Annotated in this window: 19 protein-coding genes; 8 read left to right on the top strand and 11 right to left on the bottom strand. The window is 61.9% G+C overall.

The window, feature by feature from the left end; translation table 11 throughout:
• Window positions 1-125 precede the first annotated feature (125 nt).
• The 4 genes from E7813_RS17885 to hflX all read left to right on the top strand — a co-directional run bounded on the left by E7813_RS17885 (window position 126) and on the right by hflX (window position 5,735).
• Entirely contained in the window at window positions 126-2,450 is a 2,325-nt protein-coding gene (locus E7813_RS17885; protein ID WP_291576065.1) for a PAS domain-containing sensor histidine kinase, read from the top strand.
• 18 nt (window positions 2,451-2,468) lie between these two features.
• The gene (locus E7813_RS17880) at window positions 2,469-3,839 is read left to right on the top strand and encodes a sigma-54 dependent transcriptional regulator (protein WP_291576063.1); all 1,371 of its coding nucleotides are present in this window, start codon (window positions 2,469-2,471) and stop codon (window positions 3,837-3,839) included.
• Window positions 3,840-4,095: 256 nt separating this feature from the next.
• Entirely contained in the window at window positions 4,096-4,344 is a 249-nt protein-coding gene (gene hfq, locus E7813_RS17875) for an RNA chaperone Hfq (protein WP_006020546.1), read from the top strand.
• 11 nt (window positions 4,345-4,355) lie between these two features.
• Window positions 4,356-5,735: a GTPase HflX gene (gene hflX / locus E7813_RS17870; RefSeq protein ID WP_291576062.1), complete on the top strand. Its 1,380-nt coding sequence runs from the start codon at window positions 4,356-4,358 to the stop codon at window positions 5,733-5,735.
• A gap of 20 nt (window positions 5,736-5,755) precedes the next feature.
• On the opposite strand, the gene grrM is transcribed toward hflX, so the two are convergent.
• The 10 genes from grrM to nthA form a co-directional block, all read right to left on the bottom strand.
• Window positions 5,756-6,907, bottom strand: coding sequence for a cyclophane-forming radical SAM/SPASM peptide maturase GrrM/OscB (gene grrM / locus E7813_RS17865; protein WP_291576060.1), 1,152 nt, complete (start codon window positions 6,905-6,907; stop codon window positions 5,756-5,758).
• Window positions 6,904-7,692 (bottom strand): SAM-dependent methyltransferase, encoded by a 789-nt coding sequence (locus E7813_RS17860; protein ID WP_291576058.1) that lies wholly within the window; start codon window positions 7,690-7,692, stop codon window positions 6,904-6,906. Before E7813_RS17860 ends, grrM begins: the two co-directional genes overlap by 4 nt.
• 63 nt (window positions 7,693-7,755) lie before the next feature.
• The gene (locus E7813_RS17855; RefSeq protein WP_291576055.1) at window positions 7,756-8,835 is read right to left on the bottom strand and encodes a DUF4189 domain-containing protein; all 1,080 of its coding nucleotides are present in this window, start codon (window positions 8,833-8,835) and stop codon (window positions 7,756-7,758) included.
• Window positions 8,825-10,690: a tetratricopeptide repeat protein gene (locus E7813_RS17850; RefSeq protein WP_291576053.1), complete on the bottom strand. Its 1,866-nt coding sequence runs from the start codon at window positions 10,688-10,690 to the stop codon at window positions 8,825-8,827. Before E7813_RS17850 ends, E7813_RS17855 begins: the two co-directional genes overlap by 11 nt.
• 185 nt (window positions 10,691-10,875) lie before the next feature.
• On the bottom strand, window positions 10,876-11,715 hold the full coding sequence (gene mazG / locus E7813_RS17845; protein ID WP_291576051.1) for a nucleoside triphosphate pyrophosphohydrolase: 840 nt from the start codon (window positions 11,713-11,715) through the stop codon (window positions 10,876-10,878).
• Between the two features lie 107 nt (window positions 11,716-11,822).
• Window positions 11,823-13,973: an adenylate/guanylate cyclase domain-containing protein gene (locus tag E7813_RS17840; RefSeq protein ID WP_291576049.1), complete on the bottom strand. Its 2,151-nt coding sequence runs from the start codon at window positions 13,971-13,973 to the stop codon at window positions 11,823-11,825.
• Window positions 13,974-13,999: 26 nt separating this feature from the next.
• Entirely contained in the window at window positions 14,000-14,662 is a 663-nt protein-coding gene (locus tag E7813_RS17835) for a hypothetical protein (protein WP_291576047.1), read from the bottom strand.
• A gap of 168 nt (window positions 14,663-14,830) precedes the next feature.
• A complete protein-coding gene (locus E7813_RS17830; protein ID WP_291576102.1) occupies window positions 14,831-15,220 on the bottom strand; it encodes a nitrile hydratase accessory protein in 390 nt (129 codons plus the stop codon).
• A complete protein-coding gene (gene nthB, locus E7813_RS17825) occupies window positions 15,220-15,879 on the bottom strand; it encodes a nitrile hydratase subunit beta (RefSeq protein WP_291576045.1) in 660 nt (219 codons plus the stop codon). Before nthB ends, E7813_RS17830 begins: the two co-directional genes overlap by 1 nt.
• The gene (gene nthA, locus E7813_RS17820; protein WP_291576043.1) at window positions 15,879-16,517 is read right to left on the bottom strand and encodes a nitrile hydratase subunit alpha; all 639 of its coding nucleotides are present in this window, start codon (window positions 16,515-16,517) and stop codon (window positions 15,879-15,881) included. Before nthA ends, nthB begins: the two co-directional genes overlap by 1 nt.
• A gap of 90 nt (window positions 16,518-16,607) precedes the next feature.
• Here nthA and E7813_RS17815 point away from each other — a divergent pair, with 90 nt between their 5' ends.
• Entirely contained in the window at window positions 16,608-17,414 is an 807-nt protein-coding gene (locus tag E7813_RS17815) for an enoyl-CoA hydratase/isomerase family protein (protein ID WP_291576041.1), read from the top strand.
• A 325-nt stretch (window positions 17,415-17,739) separates the two neighbouring features.
• On the opposite strand, the gene E7813_RS17810 is transcribed toward E7813_RS17815, so the two are convergent.
• Window positions 17,740-18,318 (bottom strand): SDR family oxidoreductase, encoded by a 579-nt coding sequence (locus tag E7813_RS17810; protein WP_363331187.1) that lies wholly within the window; start codon window positions 18,316-18,318, stop codon window positions 17,740-17,742.
• 219 nt (window positions 18,319-18,537) lie between these two features.
• Between E7813_RS17810 and E7813_RS17805 the strand changes: the two genes are divergently transcribed.
• From E7813_RS17805 to E7813_RS17795, 3 genes are all read left to right on the top strand, one after another.
• Window positions 18,538-19,557 (top strand): TRAP transporter substrate-binding protein, encoded by a 1,020-nt coding sequence (locus E7813_RS17805; RefSeq protein WP_291576038.1) that lies wholly within the window; start codon window positions 18,538-18,540, stop codon window positions 19,555-19,557.
• Between the two features lie 46 nt (window positions 19,558-19,603).
• Window positions 19,604-21,484 (top strand): TRAP transporter large permease subunit, encoded by a 1,881-nt coding sequence (locus E7813_RS17800; protein ID WP_291576037.1) that lies wholly within the window; start codon window positions 19,604-19,606, stop codon window positions 21,482-21,484.
• Between the two features lie 29 nt (window positions 21,485-21,513).
• Window positions 21,514-22,178 (top strand): AMP-binding protein (locus tag E7813_RS17795; RefSeq protein WP_291576035.1); only part of this gene is annotated, 665 nt, incomplete at its 3' end.

Raw genomic sequence — 22,178 nt, 5'->3', positions numbered from 1 at the left:
CCGCGGGAGAGTGCGCATTTAGGCGGCAGACACGCCGTGGAATTGTCGTAATTCGGCAACAATGTGATATGAATGCATCAGTCCGCTGCCGGCGGACCTAAGGCCATCAGCTCACCTTTGCCGGAATGACCAGCGCAGACACCTCGGCCCCAACGTTCGATCCGTCGTTCGCCGAATCCAAGGGGGGGTCCCTGCGGAGGCTGCTGGCGCCGTTTGCGGTCGGCCTCGCCTTGCTGTCGGCCTTCCTCACCTTTGTGGTGCTTACAGGCCTGACCCCGATCGAACCGACCGGCACGGTCGTCGTTTCATTCATTTTGATCAATGCTGCGACCATCCTGCTGCTGGTCGGCATCATCGTCAGCGAAGTCTGGCAGGTCATGCAGGCCCGGCGCCGGGGCAGGGCGGCGGCGAGGCTGCACATCCAGATCGTCAGCCTGTTTTCCGTCATCGCTGTGTTGCCCGCGGTGCTGGTGGCGATCGTCGCCAACGTAACCATCGACCGCGGCCTCGACCGGCTGTTTTCGGGCCCGATGCGCGAGGTGATTCAGAACTCGCTGAGCATCGCTCAGGCCTATACCAACGAGCACGCGCAGCTTATCAATGGCGACATTCTGGGAATGGCCAACGATCTCGCTCATGCCCGTCCCTTGTTCGACCAGGATCGCGGCACGTTTCGCGAACTGCTGTCGGCAAGTGCTGCGGCGCGCAACCTGCCGGCCGCGATGCTCATCGACAAGGATCGCAATATCCTGGAGACGGCGCCCACCAGCGTTCAACTGAGATTCGTGCTCCCGGAGCCGGAATTCCTGAGCAGCGTTAACGAGACCGAGCCCCGGATCTCGATATTTCCTGAAAATTACGTCGCAGCGGTGATCCGGCTGCGTGCATTCAACGACACCTTCCTCTATGTGGCGCGGCTGCTCGATCCTCATGTGGTTGCGCAGCTCGCGCAAACCCAGGCCAGCGTCGCCGAATATGGCCAACTGGAATCGCGCCGGTTCAGCATTCAGGTGAATTTTGCGCTGATGTTCGCAGTGATCGCGCTGACCATCCTGATGGCCTCCGTCCTGATCGGACTTAACTTCGCCAATTGGCTGGTGGTACCGATACGACGGCTGATGAGCGCGGCCAATATCGTCTCGACCGGCGACCTGCATGTCCAGGTGCCGGTCCATGGGTCGGAAGGCGATCTCGCGCAACTCGGCGAAACCTTCAACAAGATGACGCAGGAGTTGCGCACCCAGCGCGACGATCTTGTCAATGCAAGCGAACTGATCGACAGCCGCCGCCGGTTCATCGAGGCAGTTCTGTCGTCGGCGAGCGCCGGCATCATCGGCGTCGATGCGTCCGGCAGCGTCGGCATTCTCAACCGCTCCGCCGAAAAGCTCATCGGTCACGCGGAATCGGAAACGCTGGATCACCCGCTCTCCGACGTACTGCCCGAACTCGATGACATGATGAAGGCCGCGCGGGAAGGTACCCAACGGCTGGTTCAGGGCCAGATCACCATCAGCCGCGACGGCCACGAACGTAATCTTTCGGTTCGCGTCAGCGCCGAGCAGACCAGTCAGTCGCGCGACAGCTACATCATCACGCTTGACGACATTACCGAGCTTGTTTCCGCGCAGCGGACTTCGGCGTGGGGTGACGTGGCCCGCCGCATCGCCCATGAAATCAAGAATCCGTTGACGCCGATCCAGCTTTCGGCCGAACGCATTCGCCGCAAGTTCGGCAAGGCGATCACCGAAGACAAGGCTATCTTCGAGCAATGCACCGACACCATCGTTCGCCAGGTCGACGACATCAGGCGGATGGTCGATGAATTCTCACGTTTTGCGCGGATGCCGAAGCCCGTGATGGAGGGCGAGGACGTCGCCGATACCGTGCGGCAGGCTGTGTTCCTGATGCGGGTCGGACATCCCGAAATTGATATCGAAGCCGAAATCAAGGAAGAACCGCTGCGGGCGCAATTCGACCGCCGACTGATCTCGCAGGCGCTGACCAACATCATCAAGAACGCGACCGAAGCCATCGAAGCCGTTCCGGCGGAGGAGTTGGGCAAAGGCCGTATCGACGTCGTCGCCGCACGCGAGAACGACGACATCGTGATCGACATTATCGACAACGGTGTCGGCCTGCCGAAGGTGAGCCGGGCGCGTCTGCTTGAACCCTATGTAACGACGCGCGAAAAGGGCACCGGGCTTGGCCTTGCGATCGTCGGCCGCGTTCTTGAAGACCATGGCGGCCGGATCGAACTGAACGACGCAGCCGATATCCGGCCGGGCGCGCGAGGCGCCTGGATGCGGTTGCGGTTCGCGATATCGGGCCACGCACCGAAGGTCGAGGCGAAGGAGCCGGTAGCGGAAACAAAAGCAGCGGAGCCCGAAACCGTCGAGCCCGCAGACGCGACCAATGATGACGCAAAAATCGAAGCCGCAACAGGCAGTTGACAAGACAGGCGTAACCCCATGGCAAATGACATTCTGATTGTCGATGACGAAGCCGACATTCGCGACCTGGTTGCGGGCATTCTCGATGACGAGGGCTTCACGACGCGAACCGCGCGTGACAGCGATTCGGCGTTGGCCGAAATCGCCAATCGCCGCCCGCATCTGGTGTTTCTCGACATCTGGCTGCAGGGCAGCAAGCTTGATGGGTTGCAACTGCTTGAGCAGGTGAAGCGGGACCACGCCGATGTACCGGTCGTGATGATCTCCGGCCACGGCAATATCGAAACGGCGGTCGCCGCGATCAAGCGCGGCGCCTACGACTTTATCGAAAAACCCTTCAAGTCCGACCGGCTCATTCTGGTGGCGACGCGCGCGCTGGAGACGTCACGGCTGAAGCGCGAAGTGAAGGAACTCAAGCAACTGGCGCCCGCGGCCAGCATTTTGACCGGCCGCTCCGCCTGCATGAACCAGTTGCGCCAGACCATTGAGCGGGCCGCCAAGGCCAATAGCCGCATCCTGATCGTCGGTCCCTCCGGTGCGGGCAAGGAACTGGCGGCGCGGACGCTGCACAGCGCGTCAAGCCGCGCCGATGGTCCGTTCGTGGTCATCAATGCCGCGGCGATCACCCCGGAGCGCATGGAAATCGAACTGTTCGGCGTCGAACAGTCCAACGGCGAGCAGCAACGCAAGGCGGGTGCGCTGGAGGAAGCGCATGGTGGCACCCTGTTCATCGATGAAATCGGCGATATGCCGCGTGAAACCCAGAACAAGATCCTGCGGGTGCTGGTCGATCAGACGTTCCAGCGGTCGGGCGGCACCACCAAGGTCAATGTCGACGTCCGCATCATTTCCTCGACGGCGCGCAATCTGGAAGAGGAGATCGCGGAGGGGCGATTCCGCGAGGATCTGTATCATCGGTTGTCGGTGGTGCCGATCCGCGTGCCGCCGCTGTCGGAGCGCCGTGAGGATATCCCCGAACTGATCGAATATTTCATGGACCAGATATCGGTTGCGACCGGGTTGCCGAAACGCCAGATCGGCCAGGATGCAATGGCGGTCCTGCAGTCGCACGTCTGGCCCGGAAATGTCCGGCAGCTTCGCAACAATGTCGAGCGCGTCATGATCCTGGCCGGCGGCGGCCCGGAAGTCATTATCACCGCCGATATGCTGCCGCAGGATGTCGGCTCGATGGTGCCGGCGATGCCGACCAGCAACAACGGCGAACATATCATGGGGCTGCCGCTGCGCGAGGCGAGGGAGGTGTTCGAACGCGACTACCTGATCGCCCAGATCAGCCGTTTTTCCGGCAACATCTCTCGCACAGCGGAATTCGTCGGCATGGAGCGCTCGGCGCTGCATCGCAAGCTCAAGGCCCTCGGCGTCGGCTGAATGTCGGCCGACGCATTCATTCCATGCAATTGCTTGAGAATTTCGTCGCTTTTCCTGATCTTTTCGAGGAATTGCCTCGGTGTTTGGCGCGGCTGATGCCGGAACTGGCTTGCCTAAAAACCAAGCCTGCCCTCTAATCATGCCGCCGCGCCCCCGGAGGGGGATCTCAGGGAAGCCGGCAACCGGGGTGACGCTCCTTCAAGAGAGCCGCGCTGGGTCAATAAAAAGAAGCAAACAAGACTGCGGGATAAAAACAATGGCGGCAGACCGCGCACAAAATCTACAAGATACCTTCCTTAATCACGTTCGCAAAACCAAGACGCCACTGACGATCTTTCTGGTCAATGGGGTGAAACTGCAGGGGATTGTCACCTGGTTCGACAATTTCTGCCTGCTGCTGCGGCGCGACGGTCATTCGCAGCTTGTCTACAAGCACGCGATCTCGACCATTATGCCCGGCGCTCCGATCCAGTTGTTCGAAGGCGGTGAGGATGCTCCGGCTTGAAAGTGATCTGATTGGAACCCCGAAATCTTGAAGGGGGCGCCGACCGTCCGCGGTCGGCGGGAGGCACAGCCACCGGGCGGGTGATCGTCATCGGCCCGTACTTGCGCATGCGCCGCGGCGCTCCCGACGCGCAGGCGGATGATCATGCCATGCGCGGTTCGCAGGCGCGGCTCGAGGAAGCCGTTGGCCTGGCGCGCGCCATCGATCTTACGATTGCGGAAGCGCTGATCGCGCCGATCGGCCAGATCAGGCCCGCGACGTTTCTCGGCAAGGGCAAGGTCGAGGAAATCGTCGGCCTCATCACCGGTCACGAGATCGAATTGGTAGTGATGGATTGCGCGCTTTCTCCGATCCAGCAGCGCAATCTGGAGAAAGCCTGGAACACAAAGGTTCTGGATCGCACCGGGTTGATCCTGGAAATCTTCGGCCGCCGCGCCAAGACCCGGGAAGGCTCGCTGCAGGTCGAGCTTGCGCATCTGAACTATCAACGTAGCCGCCTGGTGCGATCATGGACCCATCTTGAGCGCCAGCGCGGCGGCTTCGGGTTCATGGGCGGTCCCGGCGAAACGCAAATCGAAGCGGATCGCCGCCTGATCGGCGAGCGCATTTCCCGCCTCGAGAACGAGATCAAGAAGGTTCAGGCGACCCGGCGGCTGCATCGCGCCGGCCGGCAGCGGGTGCCGTATCGCGTCGTGGCGCTGGTTGGCTACACCAACGCCGGCAAGTCGACGCTGTTCAACCGTCTGACCCGTGCCGACGTGCAGGCCGCCGACATGCTGTTTGCGACACTCGATCCGACTTTGCGAGCGCTGACATTGCCGCACGGCGGCAAGGCGATGCTGTCGGACACCGTCGGATTTATCTCAAACCTTCCGACCCAACTGGTCGCGGCATTTCGCGCGACACTGGAGGAAGTGCTGCAGGCCGACATCATTCTCCACGTCCGCGATATCTCGCATGAAGACACGAATGCGCAGCAGCGCGACGTCGATGCCGTGCTGCGCCAGCTTGGCATCGATCCGGATGCCGGCCAGCGCGTTCTCGAAGTCTGGAACAAGATCGATCGCTTCCCACCCGAAGAGCGCGAGAACCTGCAAAATATCGCGGCGCGGCGTCCGCCGGAGCGGTCGTGTTTCCTGGTGTCCGCCGAAACCGGCGAGGGGATCGGCGCGCTGCTTTCCGCGATCGAGGACCGGCTGGCGGCAACCCGCATGACGCTGGACCTGTCGATCGACGCGGCCGACGGCGCCGGCATCAGCTGGCTGCACCGCAATTCGGAAATTCTCAACAAGGAATTTCACAACGGCCGCTTTGCGATGACGGTGCGGGTCGATGAAACCAAGCGCGACATCGTCGTCAACCGCTTCGACGCGGTGCCGCACGCGGTTTGATCTCATTTCATTCGAAGCGATCAGGCCATCGCCTCGATCGTCTCAAGCAAATAATCGGTGACACGTTTCTTGGTCAGTTCGCAATGGGTTGTCGATGTCGAGGCAAAAGTGCCGTTCTCGAACACCTTGTTGGAAGGCGCGCCCCCGCCGCACACCGAAAAATATTTACAGCTGGTGCGGCAGAGCTCGACGCCGCTTGCTATCTGAGCGGTCATCGCCTTGAGAACTTTCGAGGTCTCGATTTCTGCAAAGGAGTCGGCGAAGATATTTCCGATCGCGAATGTTTCGAAGTCTTTGGACGAATAACCGGCGATCTCCGGTGAAAACGTGTAGACATCGCCGCGCACGTCGATGGTGATGATCCCGAATGGAATGACCAGGTTGTTGACCGGGCCCCGCTTGTCGAAGTGACGGATGGACGCCATCGTCTCCTCGATCTCGCGCACGACGATGTGAAAATCGTGCTCGCGCATCAGCTCGTTAAAGCGCCTCAGGAAGTCCTGGACACTGCGAGGCGGAAGATCGGAATCGACCGTCGTCGCGGTATGAATTCCTTCCTGTTCCTCGATATTGAATCCGACGTCGCGGATACCGAGTTCGTGGTAAAGGGCAAACAACCCGTCGGGGTCTTCAAGTGCCGCTCGCGTCAGCACCGATATGACGTAAAACGGGATGTTGTTTTGCTTCAGGCGTTGGATACCCGCAACCGTCTTGTCGAATGTACCCTTGCCCGATCGCGTTTTGCGATAGGCGTCGTTGATATGTTTCGGTCCATCGATGCTGACGCCGACGCCGACCTTCCATCGCCGGAAAAGATCGCACCACTCGTCGTCGACAAGCATTCCGTTGGTTTGAAAGGCATGGTCGATCTGCAGGTCGGGCGGGCAACATTCGCGTATCCGCGCGAACGCGGCATCGTAATATTGTGCGCCAAGGACAAGCGGTTCGCCGGCGTGCCAGACCACGGTTGTGCGCTTCGAGATCGTCGGAAAGGTGACGAGCTTTTCAAAGACGCGCTGGAGTTGGTCGATAGTCAGCGTCGTCCGATCGCTTCGCTGCGGAAGATAGCAATAGGAGCAGTTGATGTTGCAAAACGGGGTTGGCTGCAGGATCACCAGCGAAGTGACGCCCTCATGACCGGTGTGGCGGCTATCGTGCCCCCCGGTTCTCATGGTGCGCCCTGCTGCTGCCCGGCGGAGCCGGCCGATTGCGCCGACGGTACAAACAGGGTTGATCCAGCGGTATCCTGCGCGGATGCCGATGCGAGTTCACCGAGCGGTTTCCAGCAAATCTGCGGCGCCGCGCCCCGCAGTGAATGCGACCGGACGAAGGCGCAAGGGTGAGCGGAATTGAAGTAACGCAGGAGATAGTCGCGAAGCGGCGACAGGTCGGGAGCCCATTGCGACTGGTAATGCGTCAGGTCCGAGCCGAAGGCCGAAGGTTGCAGCAATAGCGTTGCCGACGAGGGGATGATCGGAAGCCGCTGCATCACCAGCGCATAAGCCTCGTAGATCAACAGGCCGTTGGCCGGATCGTAGCCGACCTCCGCCAATATGGTATCGACGCAGGAGATCGCGGGTTCGACCTCAACATTCCAACCGCGTGCCCGTCCGGACTTCAGGAGGTTCTGCGAGACGCTGTCGAAAATCAGGGGATGTCCGGGCGTCAGCCAGGCGACCGGCGGTTCGGTGTCCGCGGCCTGAAGGACGGCTTGCGAAACGTCCATGTAGTTCTCGGTGCGGTTGCGGTTCTCCTGGTAGATGGACCACAGGCTCCGGCATTTGCTGCGGAGATTGCTGGGTAGCAGATCAAGATCCGATTGCGGCAGATTGCTACAGATGCGGTTGCATGCTGCGAGAATGTCGAGCGTCCGCAGCGTGAGATGTTCGGGAAACGAGACGCCCGCGCCAAGCAAATACAAACGAGGCTTTTGATCGGGGCGGCCTGTACTGGGCATTTGATCCGGTCCTTCAGGCAGCGGAATCAAATTCCGGGGATCCCGCCAGATCGGGAGACGGTTTCATTTAACCACGCACCAGGAGCCGGCGAAGACACATTTGCGCTTTGGATTTGCATCCTTGCAATTGGCGAGAGCCGCCTCCTTGGCTTCATCCCTGGTGTCGCGTTTCGCGGCACCCCATCCGGTTCCCGTCGGTGTCCAGTAAATCCCGATGCAGGCGTCGGCCCCCGAGAGGACGATCTTGCATTTGCCGCGCGGCAACTGATTTCGGCACCGTAACAAAGCATCATCGGTGGCGATCTCCATCGTCTCCTGGTTCCAGGATGATCCATAGGCCAGATGGTCGGTCTGTCCGATCGCCAGCGCAATGTATTTAGAATTGGAGGTGCATTCGTTTCCGACTAGCGTTTCGCCAGAGCCGCAGGTAATTGGCGCGCAACTGCCTCCCGAGAGCCGTTGACCGGTGGGACAGGTGACGGGGATAGCGACACAGACGGAGCCTTCCAGTCGTGTACCCGGTCCGCAGGTCAGAACTTTTGGCACCAGACTATCGTAAATCCCATCCAGTTGGGATTCTGGAGGCGGCGATCTGGCGGCGAGAGCTGCGATTTGCTTCAAATCATCGCTGTTTGCGGTCATGGTGTCGAGCTGGCCCGGATCCAGCCGCCTGGCGAGGCTGTAGTCGATGATCGCCTGGTCGCGATCGCCCTTTCGAAAATTGGCAATGGCCCTCCCGCCCAAAGCGGTGATATTCCGCGGATTGAGCTTGATCGCGTTGCTGTAATCGATCACCGCGGAATCAAACGAGTTTTGCGCGACGTAGTCGCCGCCACGCCAAAGATAAGCGTCGAACCGATCGCTAAGCGAGGTGCCGGCGTCTTCGATAATGCGTGTGCAGGCCGCGATGTTTTTGTCGCGGTCCTGGCTGGTGCAGCTGTCCCAGTCGCGTTGGCTGGCCGCTGCGCACTGGCCGATCGACAAATGAAACAGGCAGCCGACGGCGAACAGCTGCCAGCCAATCGCCCGCAGACGAGCCGCAAGGCGCCGGCGCGCTTCATTCCGGTCGGAAGCAGGGGATATCGAACAATCAGGTGCCATGGGTATTCTGCGCCCTACGCTTGAAAGCCGGTCAATGCGCATCGCTCAGGCGCTTTAGGCCGTCGCTGGCGTCAACATTGCCCTTGTCGATGGCGAGAGCCGACCGAAAGTCCGCAATCGCGGCGTCTTTTCGGTTGAGCGCTTCGAGGATTCGCCCGCGCGTGGCGAGGTTGGCAGCGTCGGACGCGCGCAGCTGCAGCGATCGTTCGGCGTCGGCGAGCGCGGGGTCAAGGTCGTGTTTTGCCAGCGCGGCGAGGGCGCGGCCGCGATAGGCAGTGGCATATTTTGGCGACAGCGCCACCGCCTGGTTGAAATCCGCCATCGCCCCATCGGTATCGCCACCATGCAGAAGAAATTCGGCCCTGGCCTCGTGGGCGGCTGGATTTTTCGGGGCGGCTGAAAGCGCGGCCGAGAAGTCGGCCAGAGCGCGCTCGCGATTTCCTTTGGCAGCGAATGCGGAGCCTCGGGCCAGCAGGGTCGGCACCGCAAGCGGACTATCGGCCAGCACCTTGTCGAAGTCTGCGATCGCCCCATCGAGATCGCCGGCTTTCTGTTTTGCAACGCCGCGGTTTTGATAAAGCATGATAGCGCTGGGATCCAGCGTCAGCGCCGTGTCGTAATCGGTCACGGCGGAATTGTAGTTTTTCTTCGCGTAGTTGGAATTGGCGCGGCCGGCGAAGGCAAGCGCGGAGCTCGGGTCTGCGCCGATGACTTCACTGAATCCGGCAATGGCGTCGTCGTAATTGCGGGCCTGGTAGGCCGCCACCGCGCGTTCGAGCGCAGCGGCGATCCGCGCCTGGTCCGGCGTTGGCGGTGCCGTGGTCGGCGGGGTCGAAGCCAGTGCGGGATCGGTAGCCGGCGGTGTCGCAGTCTCCGCGGGAGTGTCAGGGGTAGCTTGCGCGGGCGGTTGGGCCGGGTTTGGATTGGAGGGCGCCGTATCCAGATCGTTGACCGGTGGCAAGGTTTGATCCGGCCGGGCGGCCATGACTTGCGGATTGTCTCCACCAACAACCGGTCCTGGCGGCGGAGCGTCGTCGTCAGGGGGCAACGCCTGCATCATGCCGGCGTCGGGAGGCAGATCATCCGGCGGCGCATCGGGATCAAGCGGTACGAGCGCCAGTTCGAGATCGAAGTCCACCGAAGAATAATAATAGCCCGGATAGATTGCGCCGGAATACGGCAGCCGACCGAAGTAGGGGTGGTGGTGCAACCGGGCGAACTGCGATCCCGGCAGGCCGGGGCGAGGCCGGAGGCCGATGGAAGGCGGAAGGCCCGGTATTGGATGTCCAGGGATATTCGGCGGCTGATGTGTCGCCAGTGGAAGCCCAGGCTGCGGATGCTGGACGCCGGGTAGAGCAGGTGGCTGATGCGTAGCCGTCGGCGGCAGCCCCGGTGGCAAGTGCTGCGTCCCGGGTACAGGGGGCGATTGATGCGTTACCGTCGGTGGCAGTCCAGGCTGCGGATGTTGAACGCCCGGCAGAACAGGTGCCTGATGCGTTCCCGAGGGCGGCAGCGGCGGCGCCTGATGCGTTATCGCCGGTTGCGGCGGCGCTGGATGATACTGCGGCGCCTGAACGCTGGGCTGCTGATGCTGGACAGGCGGCGCCTGATAGTGCGGCGCGTTGGCGAAGTTGTGGAAATTCTGGAAGTTACGAAAATTCTGGAAGTTCCGGAAATTCTGGAAGTTGCGAAAATTGGAGAAGTTTCTCCAATTGGACCAGGCCATCTTGTTTGAGTCGGTCTTGTCCCGGGTTACGCCGCCGTAGTCGATCTGCCGATCGAGTTTCTCGATAATTTCCTGCGCCCGTCCGATTCTGGCTTCGATGTCCGTGACATCAATGGGATTGTCGAGGCTTTGTTTGGCATCGGCTGGCGCGGAAACGAACAGCGCAGCCAAGAAACTGATGATCCGTTTGAACAATTTCAGCCCCGGTCGACTAGGGAAACATCGACCAAGAGACGGTCATTACATCCAGTCGGTCAAGCGATGCGTAGGAGTGTCACTGCAACGATTTTGTTTTTCTTCATCTGTGTTGCATAAATGCAGCGGTATCGTTGCCGTCCGCTGCGATCGCCGCGCATCTATTTTGCCGTTGGTGCGGCGAGCCCTTCTTTACCCTTGGCCTGGTTCCATAGCGCGTCCATCTCGGCCAGCGAAGCGTCCTGCAGTGTGCGTCCTTGCGCCGCCAAGGCGCGTTCAATGTAGCCGAATCGGCGTTCGAACTTGGTGTTGGTTCGGCGCAGCGCCGAGTCAGGATCGGCGCCGACATGACGCGCCAGATTGACCAGCGCAAACAGCAGATCGCCGGTTTCTTCGGCGAGTTCGTCGGCGTCGTTGCGATCGAGCGCTGCCTCGATCTCGTCGGCTTCTTCACGAATCTTGTGCAGCACCGCGCGCGGATCGTTCCAGTCGAAGCCGACGCTGGAAGCCTTGCGTTGCAATTCCATCGCGCGCGTCAATGCAGGTTGTCCTGCCTTGACGCCGGACAACAATGATTTGGGCGCCGGTTCTTGCCGAGGTTGCCGCGCCGCGCGTTCGGCTTTCTCCTCGGCCTTGATGCGATCCCACGCGCTCTTGACGTGCGAGGGGGTCAACCGTCCATCCTTGTCGGCAAAGACGTGCGGATGCCGCCGGATCATCTTGGTGGTGATGGCCTCGACCACATCGCCGAATGCGAACGCATTCTGTTCCTCCGCCATGCGGGCATGAAACACCACCTGGAGCAGGAGATCGCCCAGTTCGTCGCAGAGATCGTCCAGATCACCGCGCGCGATGGCGTCGGCGATTTCATAGGCTTCCTCGATGGTATAGGGGGCGATGCTGGCAAAGTTCTGTTCGAGGTCCCACGGGCACCCGCTGCCGGGCGTTCGCAACGCCGCCATGATCTCGAGCAGACCTGAGATGTCGCGGGAAGGGGTCATGATGCACCTGAGCGTGAGAATATCCGACCCCGGTATGCCGCAAGACGTGCGTCGATCCCAGCGAAAGCAGATGAACCGCTTGCTGTTTCCACCGATCGGTCCGACGCCTATTTAGCATCCAGCGTATTGACCGGTTCCCAATCCGGGCCCGGCGGGTGGCCCGCAAAGGCGTTCGCGCGGCTGAGAAATAGTGCCGATGGCCGGTCGACGTCGGCGGCACGCTCGAAGCATTTTGCGGCGCGGTCGAATTCGCGGTTTCGCCAATGCGCAAGACCCTCGGCATAGGTCGCTGCGGAAGCGACCTGCTGCGGTGTCCCGAGTCCTGCTTCGGCCATCAGTTCATAGATCTTGACCGGGGTAGAGCGTCCCTGGACCCGGATGGCGTCGAGTTCCCGCCATGTGAAGCTCGTGCCGGTAAGCGCGACCGTCGTTTCCGAGGCGGCGATCGTGGTGCCGTAGAACTTGTTGGCGCCTTCAAGGCGGGACGCGACGTTCACCGCGTCGCTCATCACCGAATAGTTGAAGCGGCGCCGCGATCCGATGTTGCCGACCAATGCCGTGCCGGAGTTGAGGCCCATCCGGTGCGCGACCTTGTGGCCCTGAAAAGCCACGGAGTCCCGGTTGAGTTCGTCGAGACGCGCACGACAACCGAGTGCGGCACGCGCCGCGTTGCTTGCGTGGTCGCTGTCGTCGGCCGGCGCGCCGAACACCGCCACGATCGAGTCGCCGATATATTTGTCGATATAACCGCCTTGGCTTTCGATGATGTCGGTCATGGCGGAAAGATATTCGTTCATGAACGTCACCAGTTCCGCCGGCGTCATTTTCTCGGAGATCGAGGAAAAGCCCGCCAGGTCCGAAAAGAACACGGTGACGTCGCGGGTTTCGCCGCCCAGCTCCGGCAGCTTTTTGGATGCCAGCATCTTGTCGATCACCAGGGGCGCGAGATAAAGCGCAAAGCTCCTGCGCAGCAGTCGCTCCCCTCGATCGGTGACCATCAGACGGTAGGCAACGATCACGGCCATCGAAGCCAGCCCGGCGACAAAGGGTTCGCTGAGCGGCAATGCCAGCGACCGCGAAAAGGCAAGCGTTGCGCAGCAGGTCCAGACCGCGACCATGCCCAGATAGGCAACGACGGCGGCGCCTGGCGCCAGCATGCGGGCCGCGAGCGCGGCCAGCGCGGCAAAAGCGATGGCGATGATCGCCACCGGGAGACGGCCTGGTTCGACAATCGCGTCCCGGGCCATCAGATTGTGGACGGCGGTTGCATGAATATAAACGCCGGCAATCGTACTGCGCTTGAATTTCCCGGCGACCACCGGCGGCAGCGGCAGCGCGCAGCGCGGTGCTCGCGATCCGTCGAGCCCGGTCGCCAGGCGCTTGGATGTGGTTCTTCGATCTTCCGAATCGAGAAGAGTACCGAAGATGACGATCTTGCCGGAGAACTCGCGATGGAAAAAATCGGTATCTTTGCGCTCGACGCAGGCGTGCAGATCGGCGAACGAGAACGTCTGAACGTCGTTGGCGCCGCCCTCGAAATTCAGAGTCATGGTATTTGGTACCGCGCTTGGAATAGGATATCCGGCGAGGGTTACGCGTCCATTTTCGTCCAGCACCGGTTGGACGTTGAGTGCACGCGACGCCAGTTCGAGCGCCATCGACGGCACTTTCTTTCCGTCGTCCCCGAACATCAGCGGCATTCGCCGCACGACTTCGTCCGGGTCCAGATAGGTATTGAGCGCCCGTATATTCTTCTGCTGACCGACCGCGATCCGCTGACCGGGCGAAGGCTGGCTGCTGCCGAGAACCTCGCCCAGTACCACCTTGCCGGCGACAGCGCCCGTCGCCAGAGATCGCAGAAAGGGCCGGTCGAAGCCGTGCATTCGCGCTCCCAGCAAATCATCGCCAAACGGCATTTCGGATTGCTCGATCGAGGTCGGAAACACGATATCGAAGCCCACGACCTTGGCTCCGCCGTCGATCACCGCATTCAGAACCCGGCCAACTTCCGTGGTCCAGGTGTTGGTTGGCGATCCCTTGAAGGGCGGCGTTTCGTAGGTCTCCTCGTCGATCGCGATCACCGCGACCGGCGTCGAGGCGGGATCGCGGCGCACACCGAACACTTCCCAGCGCAACGCGGTCAGAACGTCGATTGACCAGCCATGGACGAGGTTGAACGGGGGAAGGGTGGCAAGGAGGCCACACGCCAAGGCTGCGAGAGCGATCGCGACAGCGTCTCGTCTGATGACGTTGCCCATGGCGGTGCCTGGGTTTCGCCCGACTATTACAGGCGCACCAGGCGGCCGATAATCGGAGCCGGGCCGGGTTCGGCCCCGCGATCGACAAGGAAAACAGCCCTTCGTGAGCCCAGACTGACCGCATAGATGCCACCCGGCTTCAGCGTCGTCCGGGACTTGGCAAAGTCGTAGAACTTGCCGCGCAGGAGGGAAGCCGTGGTGAGGTCCACATCGTACCGCTCGCCCTTCACATCGAGCCTTTCAATGACCAGCTTGCCGCGACCGGTGGTCTCGACGACCGGAGAAAGACCATAAAGCGTGAACCGCGGCGAGTTCGAGGTCTTGTCGCTCATGCTGCGCACTACCGTCGCGGCGCTTTCGCTGACTTCCGGCTCGACCAGCTGCGAATGGCTTGAATCGCATTGCACCTTGCCGGCCGTGACCTCGCCGAGATGGACCATGCTCGCTTCCGCGCCGACGATGACGGTTCCCACCCCCGTAATCGTTTCGCGCCAGCAGGATTTCATGTAGCCGAGCACGACCACGCCGGCCGGCCCGAGCTTGATGACTTTTCCGGGCGCGACATAGTCCATGAACTCGACGCCGGTAACGTTGCCCTGCACGTCTTCGACGACTGCGACCGGCGCCTGCGCCACGGCCAATCCGGTAGAGCCGACGAGGCCAATCATCGCGGCAAACATACGCTTCATCGCGGAAACCTCGATTATTCCTGCGGGAACGACCCCGACCATAGCAGACGATCAAGTCGCCGATAACTATCTATGGCATCATTGGGTGGCGCCGAGAGTGAGAAAGATCACACCGGACCCCCATTTGCGCGCCATCCTCACCTGGTAACCGTCGTGCGTTCCGGAAGGTCACGGAACGGCGAAATCCTCCGCCTTCAGTTCGATCGGCGAACCATGCGGCGTGCGGTCGGCGGCGTGGTCCCAGGCATCGCGATAACGGTTGAGAGTCTCCGATGTCGTGACGCCTTTGGCGGCGATCAGGCGTTCCAGGGTTGCCAGCCAATGCCGGTAATAGGTTTCGCCGGTGTCGGCGTCGCCGGCGGCTTGCGCGCGCTTGATTTCATCGGCGAGGGCTGCGGCCCATTCGTTCCAGGTGAACAGGCCGCGTGCATGCAGCGCGAGCGCCATCGCAAAGGCCTGGGCTTCCCAGGGTTCGCGAAACACCGGTCCCTCGGCATCGCGCGGAACGCCGGGGACCGCGCTGGCCGCTTCTCGCGCTGCCTGTGGGTTGAGACGGATCAGGTTCGCTCCAGATAGGGCTCCCAGGCGTCGACGGACACCGTGAGGTTCGGATCGGACTCTTTGCCCCACAGTTCGACGCCATCGAAGGTCACGGTGTAAAGCCATTGCGGATTTTCACCCGCGCCGGTGGCGTTGCTGTCGGGAAAGACATGACAGCCCAGCACGCGTTCGATGATCCCGGCATGACCGCGCACATAGCGCGGCAACCGCGTATGGGTCGGCGGATGGATTATCTTGGCGCGGACGCGATCGCCGGCGGCGAAACGGGCAGCGGTCGTGGCCTCGCGTTCGGTCGGCCCGCCCCGATGCAGCATGCCGGCGACGCCTTCCGGCGTCAGCGTTTTTGCCACTGGTTTTGGGGGATGCAGCGATTTTCCGGCGGCGATCTCGTCGGGCGCGACCAGGCCGCGTTCCAGTATTAGGCGCTCCAGACCCACAAGCCAGATCTGGTAGTAGCTCTTGGCAAGATAATCCTCGCGAGGACGGTCTTCACGGGCGAAACGCGACATGTCGATGTTCCAGCCGCCGGGCATTCCCATCGCCATCGTGATCGCGAATGCGCGCCGTTCCCATTCGGCGTGAAACGTCGGCTCGTCCGGTTCGGGCACAACGGGCCCGGACCACGCCACGCCACCCATGTCGTGCGCGCCCTCCATCAGGCGACCTCGTGCGGCTGCTTGGGTAATCCGGTGCCGATCATGCTGTCGCGGGTGACAAGAGCCTCAAGGCGTTGCTCGCTCCAGCCGTCGGTGCCGGCAGGCCGCATCGGCAGCACGAGGTAGCGAATCTCCGCGGTTGAATCCCACACGCGAATATTGGTCTCCGCGGGCAATTCAAAACCGAAATCCTTGAGGACGCCGCGCGGATCCTTCACCGCCTTGGAACGATAGGGCGCGGATTTGTACCAGACCGGCGGCAACCCGAGCACCGGCCAGGGATAACAGGAGCACAGCGTGCACACGACCATGTTGTGAAGAGCAGGGGTGTTCTCAAGTGCCACGATGTGCTCGCCCTGGCGTCCGGCATAACCAAGTTCGGCGATGGCAGGCGTGGCGTCCTTGAGCAGACGGGCGCGATAGGCCGGGTCGGTCCAGGCCCGCGCCACGACGCGGGCGCCGTTGCGCGGCCCAACCTTGGTCTCGTAGGTTTCGATCAACAGGCCGAGCGCTAACGGATCGACGTAGCCTTTTTCGGTCAGGATGGTCTCGAGTGCGCGCACGCGCAATTCGGTCTCGGATAACTCCGAATGGTCGTGATCGTGGTGATGGTGGTGATCGTGGTCGTGGCCGGTCATGGGGACGAGGATAGACGCAATATTCGGTCTATGTCGAGCGATGGAGTCTGCTAGCATTTCAAAGGAAAATAGCGGGCAGGGAGTGCAGGGTTGGCGAAATTTGTCACAGTGGAAAAAGGCCAGGGGCCTGAGGGTCGCATCGCCGTGGTTCGGTTCGACCGCGGCGACGGTGTCAACGCGCTGTCGCCGGAAGCGCTGCGCCAACTGACCGATATCGCGCGGTCTTTCGAGGATGATGCCGACACCTCCGTCGTCGTGCTTACGGGCGGGCCCAAGGCGTTCAGCGCCGGCTTCGACCTCAAGGATCCCGAAGGCCGCTCGCGCCGGACCATGGATATCGGGTCGTTGCGCCGGCACCTGAAACTCGGGCCGCGGCTTACCGGCGCCTGGCAGGAGATGGAGCAGGTCACCATCGGCGCCATCGAGGGCTTTTGCATCGGCGGCGGCGTGGCACTGGCAGTCGCGCTCGACTTTCGCGTGATGGCCCGCGACGCCCATCTGCGGGTACCTGAAATCGGGCTCGGCATGAACATGAGCTGGCAAAGCATTCCGCGCATGCTGCATCTGATTGGTCCGGCCCGCACCAAGCAGGCGGTGATCGTAGCCGACCAGCGCATCTCCGCCGCCGAGGCCTACCAATGGGGTTTGGTGGAGGAGGTGGCTGATCCCGGCAAGTCCCTTGATGCGGCGATGGCGCTGGCCGCGAAAGTCGCGGTCCAACCGCCATTGTCGGTGGCGATGACCAAGCTCACTGTCAATCGGCTCACGCATGCGCTCGACGATCTCACCAGCCATATGGATGTCGACCAGTTCGCGCTGGCGAGCCTGACCGAGGATCACAAGGAGGGCGTCGCGGCGTTTTTGGAACGCCGCAAGCCGAAGTTCAGGGGTCGCTAGGCTCCGGTCCTGACGGTAACAGGTTAAGATCGGATTCGCATAAGGTATATTATGGAATATAAAAATCCATATTAGTTACAAAGACTTGTATCTAAATTCGTCGCCATCGCGCGAAATATTAGACAGCGCGGCTACACCCGATCCGGCAGGTACCCGGCTGCGGCAAAGCCGCCATCGACGTTGAGGATATGGCCGGTGACGAAGCTCGCGTTGCTGTCGTCGAGCAGGAATAGCGCGGCGCCCGCAAATTTCGTCTGGCGCGGGCGTAGCGGCGCTGCGGCACCGCCCGAAGCCAGGCGGCGCGGTTCGCTTCGGTCTGCATGGCCTAGACCAGCGGCGTTTCGACCGGCCCAGGTGCGATGGCATTGACCCGGATATTCTCGGGCGCCAGCTCGCACGCCATCACCTGGGTCAACGTGATGACGCCGCCCTTGGATGCGCCATAGGCCGAGCGGCCCAGATTGCCGCGCTGACCGGAAATCGACGCGATATTGACGATCGCGCCCCGGCCATGGGTTCGCATCAGCTTGCCGGCTTCGCGGGCCACAATGAAGGTTCCGACCAGGTTGATATCGAGCACCTTCCGGAACACCTCGACGCTGGTCTCGAAGAACGGCGTGTCGCGGCCGATCCCGGCTGAGTTGACCAGGCCCCGGACCGGGCCAAAACCATCCTCGCAACCCTCAAGGCCGGCTATCACGCTGGCCTCGTCGGCGACATCCATGATGACGGATTTGGTGGCGTTTGGGCGCAGCCGTTCCAGTTCGGCGTGCGCGGCATCGAGCGGACCTTGCGCGAGATCGGCAATAATGAGCTTCCAGCCATCGCCGAGCAGGGCTCTTGCGATCGCCAGCCCAATGCCGGAAGCGCCGCCGGTGACGATGGCCACGCCGTGATCGGTCATGATGGCCTCCCCTCAATCGTTAATGCCGGTCTTGTCGGCCGGCCAGGAACCGCAACTGTGACTCGCAACCAAGCACGGAATCCCGGTGGCACAAAAGCCGGTCGGCGAGGCTTGGTATTTCCCTCGAAAGCAGGCAATAAGCCATTCAAAGACGACGCATGACCGGGCCCTGCCGGGTCCCTATGATAAACGCACAAGAACAATCAGGGAGAAAACCAGATGAGCTTTTCACGACGCACCTTGCTGAAGGCGTCCGCCGCGTCGGCGGTTTTGGGTGGCATCGCCGCGCCGTTTGTCGCGCGCGCGCAAACGGCTGAATTCAGCTACAAATATGCCAACAATCTGGCGGACTCGCATCCGCTGAACACGCGCGCCAAGGAGATGGCGGCAGCGATCAAGGCCGAGACCAAGGGCCGCTTCGATCTGCAGATTTTCCCGAACAACCAGCTTGGCTCCGACACCGACATGCTGAGCCAGATCCGCTCCGGCGGCATCGAATTTTTCACGCTGTCCGGATTGATCCTCGCTACCCTGGTTCCCGCCGCCTCCATCAACGGCATTGGCTTTGCGTTTCCGGATTACGATACGGTGTGGAAAGCCATGGATGGCGATCTCGGTGCCTATGTCCGCGGCGAAATCACCAAGGCCAATCTCGTGGTGATGGACAAGATCTGGGACAACGGCTTTCGCCAGACCACGTCGTCGACCAAGCCGATCAACGGACCCGACGATTTCAAGGGCTTCAAGATCCGGGTGCCGGTCTCGCCGCTGTGGACCTCGATGTTCAAGGCCTTCGACGCTTCGCCTGCCTCGATCAATTTCAGCGAAGTCTATTCGGCGCTGCAGACCAAGATCGTCGAGGGCCAGGAGAATCCACTGGCGATTATCTCTACTGCCAAACTCTATGAAGTGCAGAAATATTGCTCGCTGACCAATCACATGTGGGACGGATTCTGGTTCCTCGCCAATCGTCGCGCCTGGGAGAAGGTGCCGGAAGATATCCGCGCCATCGTCGCCAGCAACATCAACGCGGCCGCCTTGAACGAGCGTGTGGACGTCGCAAAACTGAATGCGACCTTGCGCGATGAACTTGCGAGCAAAGGGCTTGTGTTCAATCAACCCGATGTCGCGCCGTTTCGCGAGAAGCTTCGGTCGGCCGGGTTCTATTCAGAATGGAAGGGCAAATACGGCGACGAGGCTTGGGCTTTGCTGGAGAAGTCCGTCGGCAAGCTGTCGTAGCGGAACGTCCGCGAAGGATTGCGGAAAGGGGCCTTGAAGGATCGTTATGGCTCACGCCGAGGTGTCTCAAATCGCAGGCGGCGAGCAGATCTCCCCTCGCCGCCGCTCGCGCGCGGCATCGCTTGAATCGCTGTTGGGAATGCTGGTCGAAATTCCGGCGGCATTGCTGGTGGTCGCCGAGATCGTCATCCTGTTTGCCGGCGTAGTGGCGCGTTACGGCCTGCGCCAGCCGCTGATCTGGTCGGACGAACTGGCGTCGATCCTGTTCCTGTGGCTGGCCATGCTGGGCGCCGCCGTTGCGTTCCGCCGCTCCGAGCATATGCGCATGACCGCCCTTGTAGCCGGCGCGAGGCCCGCAATGCGCGCCTATCTCGAGGTGGTCGGAACCTGTGCCGCGCTGGCGTTCCTGCTGCTGGTTGTCGGACCATCCTGCGACTACGCCTACGAAGAAAGCTTCATCACCACGCCGGCGTTGCAGATACCCAATATCTGGCGCGCGGCGGCGCTGCCCGCCGGCATCTGCCTGATGGCGCTGTTCGCTTTTTTGCGGCTGGCACGGGTCAGCGACATCAAGGTCCTGCTGGGCGCAGTGCTCTCCGTGGCCGCGGTGATTGCGGTTTTCTGGCTGGCGCAGCCGTGGCTGCGTCCGCTCGGCAATATCAATCTGGTCATCTTCTTTGTCGGCGTCGCCGGTTTCTGCGTGTTCGCCGGCGTGCCGATTGCGTTTGGATTTGGGCTGGCGATTTTCGGCTATCTGGCGCTGACCACTCATACGCCGCTGATGGTGCTGGTCGGCCGCATGGACGAGGGCATGAGCCACCTGATCCTGCTCGCGGTGCCGCTATTCGTGTTCCTGGGGCTGCTGATCGAGATGACCGGCATGGCGCGCGCCATGGTGGCGTTCCTGTCAAGCCTGCTCGGCCATGTCCGCGGCGGCCTGCACTACGTGCTGGTCGGCGCGATGTATCTGGTGTCGGGCATCTCGGGCTCGAAAGCCGCCGACATGGCCGCGGTGGCGCCGGTGCTGTTTCCGGAAATGAAGCAACGCGGCGCCAAGCCCGGCGACCTCGTCGCCTTGCTCGCCGCCACCGGTGCGCAGACCGAGACCATTCCGCCGAGCCTCGTGCTCATTACCATAGGCTCGGTGACCGGCGTTTCGATCTCGGCGCTGTTTACCGGCGGGCTCCTGCCCGGCGTGGTGCTGGCGATCACACTGTCGGCGCTGGTGTGGTGGCGCTATCGCAGCGAGGACCTCAGTCACGTCACAAAAGCCGGGGGTGGCGAGATCGCCAGATCCTTTGTCGTTGCCCTGCCCGCGCTGGCGCTGCCCTTCGTGATCCGCGCCGCCGTGGTCGAGGGGATCGCGACCGCGACCGAAGTCTCGACCATCGGGATCGTCTATGGCTTCGTCATCGGGCTGCTGGTCTATCGCCAGTTCGACTGGCGGCGGCTGATGCCGATGCTGATCGAGACGGCGTGCCTCTCCGGCGCGATCCTGCTGATCATCGGCACCGCGACCGGCATGGCCTGGGGCCTGACCCAATCCGGGTTTTCACGGGCGCTTGCCGCCGCGATGACCGGCCTGCCCGGCGGCTCGGCGACCTTCATCGCGGTCTCGATCGTGGCGTTCACCATTCTGGGCAGCGTGCTCGAGGGCATCCCGGCGATCGTGCTGTTCGGGCCGCTATTGTTTCCGATCGCGCGTGCGGTCGGCGTTCATGAGGTCCATTATGCGATGATCATCATCCTGGCCATGGGCATCGGATTGTTCGCGCCGCCGTTCGGAGTAGGCTATTATGCCGCCTGCGCCATCGGACGCGTCGATCCCGCCGAGGGTATCAGGCCGATCTGGGGCTATCTGCTGGCGCTGCTGGTGGGCCTGATCGTGGTGGCGATATTCCCGTGGATCTCGATCGGGTTCCTGTAGGACGAAGCCGACAGAATGGAACAAAGCCGATGAGCGCAGTGCAGGACCAATACAGTGTCGGGTTGGACAAAACGCCCGCCAATTTCGTTGCCTTGACGCCGCTGAGTTTCCTGGCGCGCTCGGCCGCCGTCTATCCCGATCATGTCAGTACCATCTATGAGGGCCGCGTCTTCACGTGGTCGCAGACTTATGCGCGCTGCCGGCGCTTTTCGTCGTATCTTGCAGGCCGGGGTATCGGGTACGGCGATACGGTCGCGGCGATGCTGCCGAACATCCCAGCGATGAACGAGGTGCATTTCGCGGTGCCGATGGCGGGCGCCGTGCTCAACGCGCTCAACATCCGGCTCGATGCCGCTTCCATCGCCTTTCAGCTCGACCATGGCGGCGCCAGTATCATCCTGGTCGATCCGGAATTCTCCGGCGTGATCTCGGAGGCGCTTACCTTGATGACGGGACCAAAGCCATTCGTCATCGACGTCGACGATGCGGCTTTTTCCGGCGGCAAACGGATTGGGGCGATCGAATACGAGGACACACTGTCGCAAGGCGATGAAAGCTTTGCCGCACGGCGGCCGCAGGACGAATGGGACGCCATTGCGCTCAGTTACACCTCGGGAACGACCGGCAATCCCAAGGGCGTCGTCACCCACCATCGCGGCGCCTATCTCAACGCCGTCAGCAATATCCTCGCCGG

Source organism: Bradyrhizobium sp. (assembly GCF_004799405.1).
In the GTDB taxonomy this organism is placed as follows: domain Bacteria; phylum Pseudomonadota; class Alphaproteobacteria; order Rhizobiales; family Xanthobacteraceae; genus Bradyrhizobium.
The sequence above is the reverse complement of the archived record's forward strand: the minus strand, read 5'-3'. Positions and strand labels throughout refer to the sequence as shown.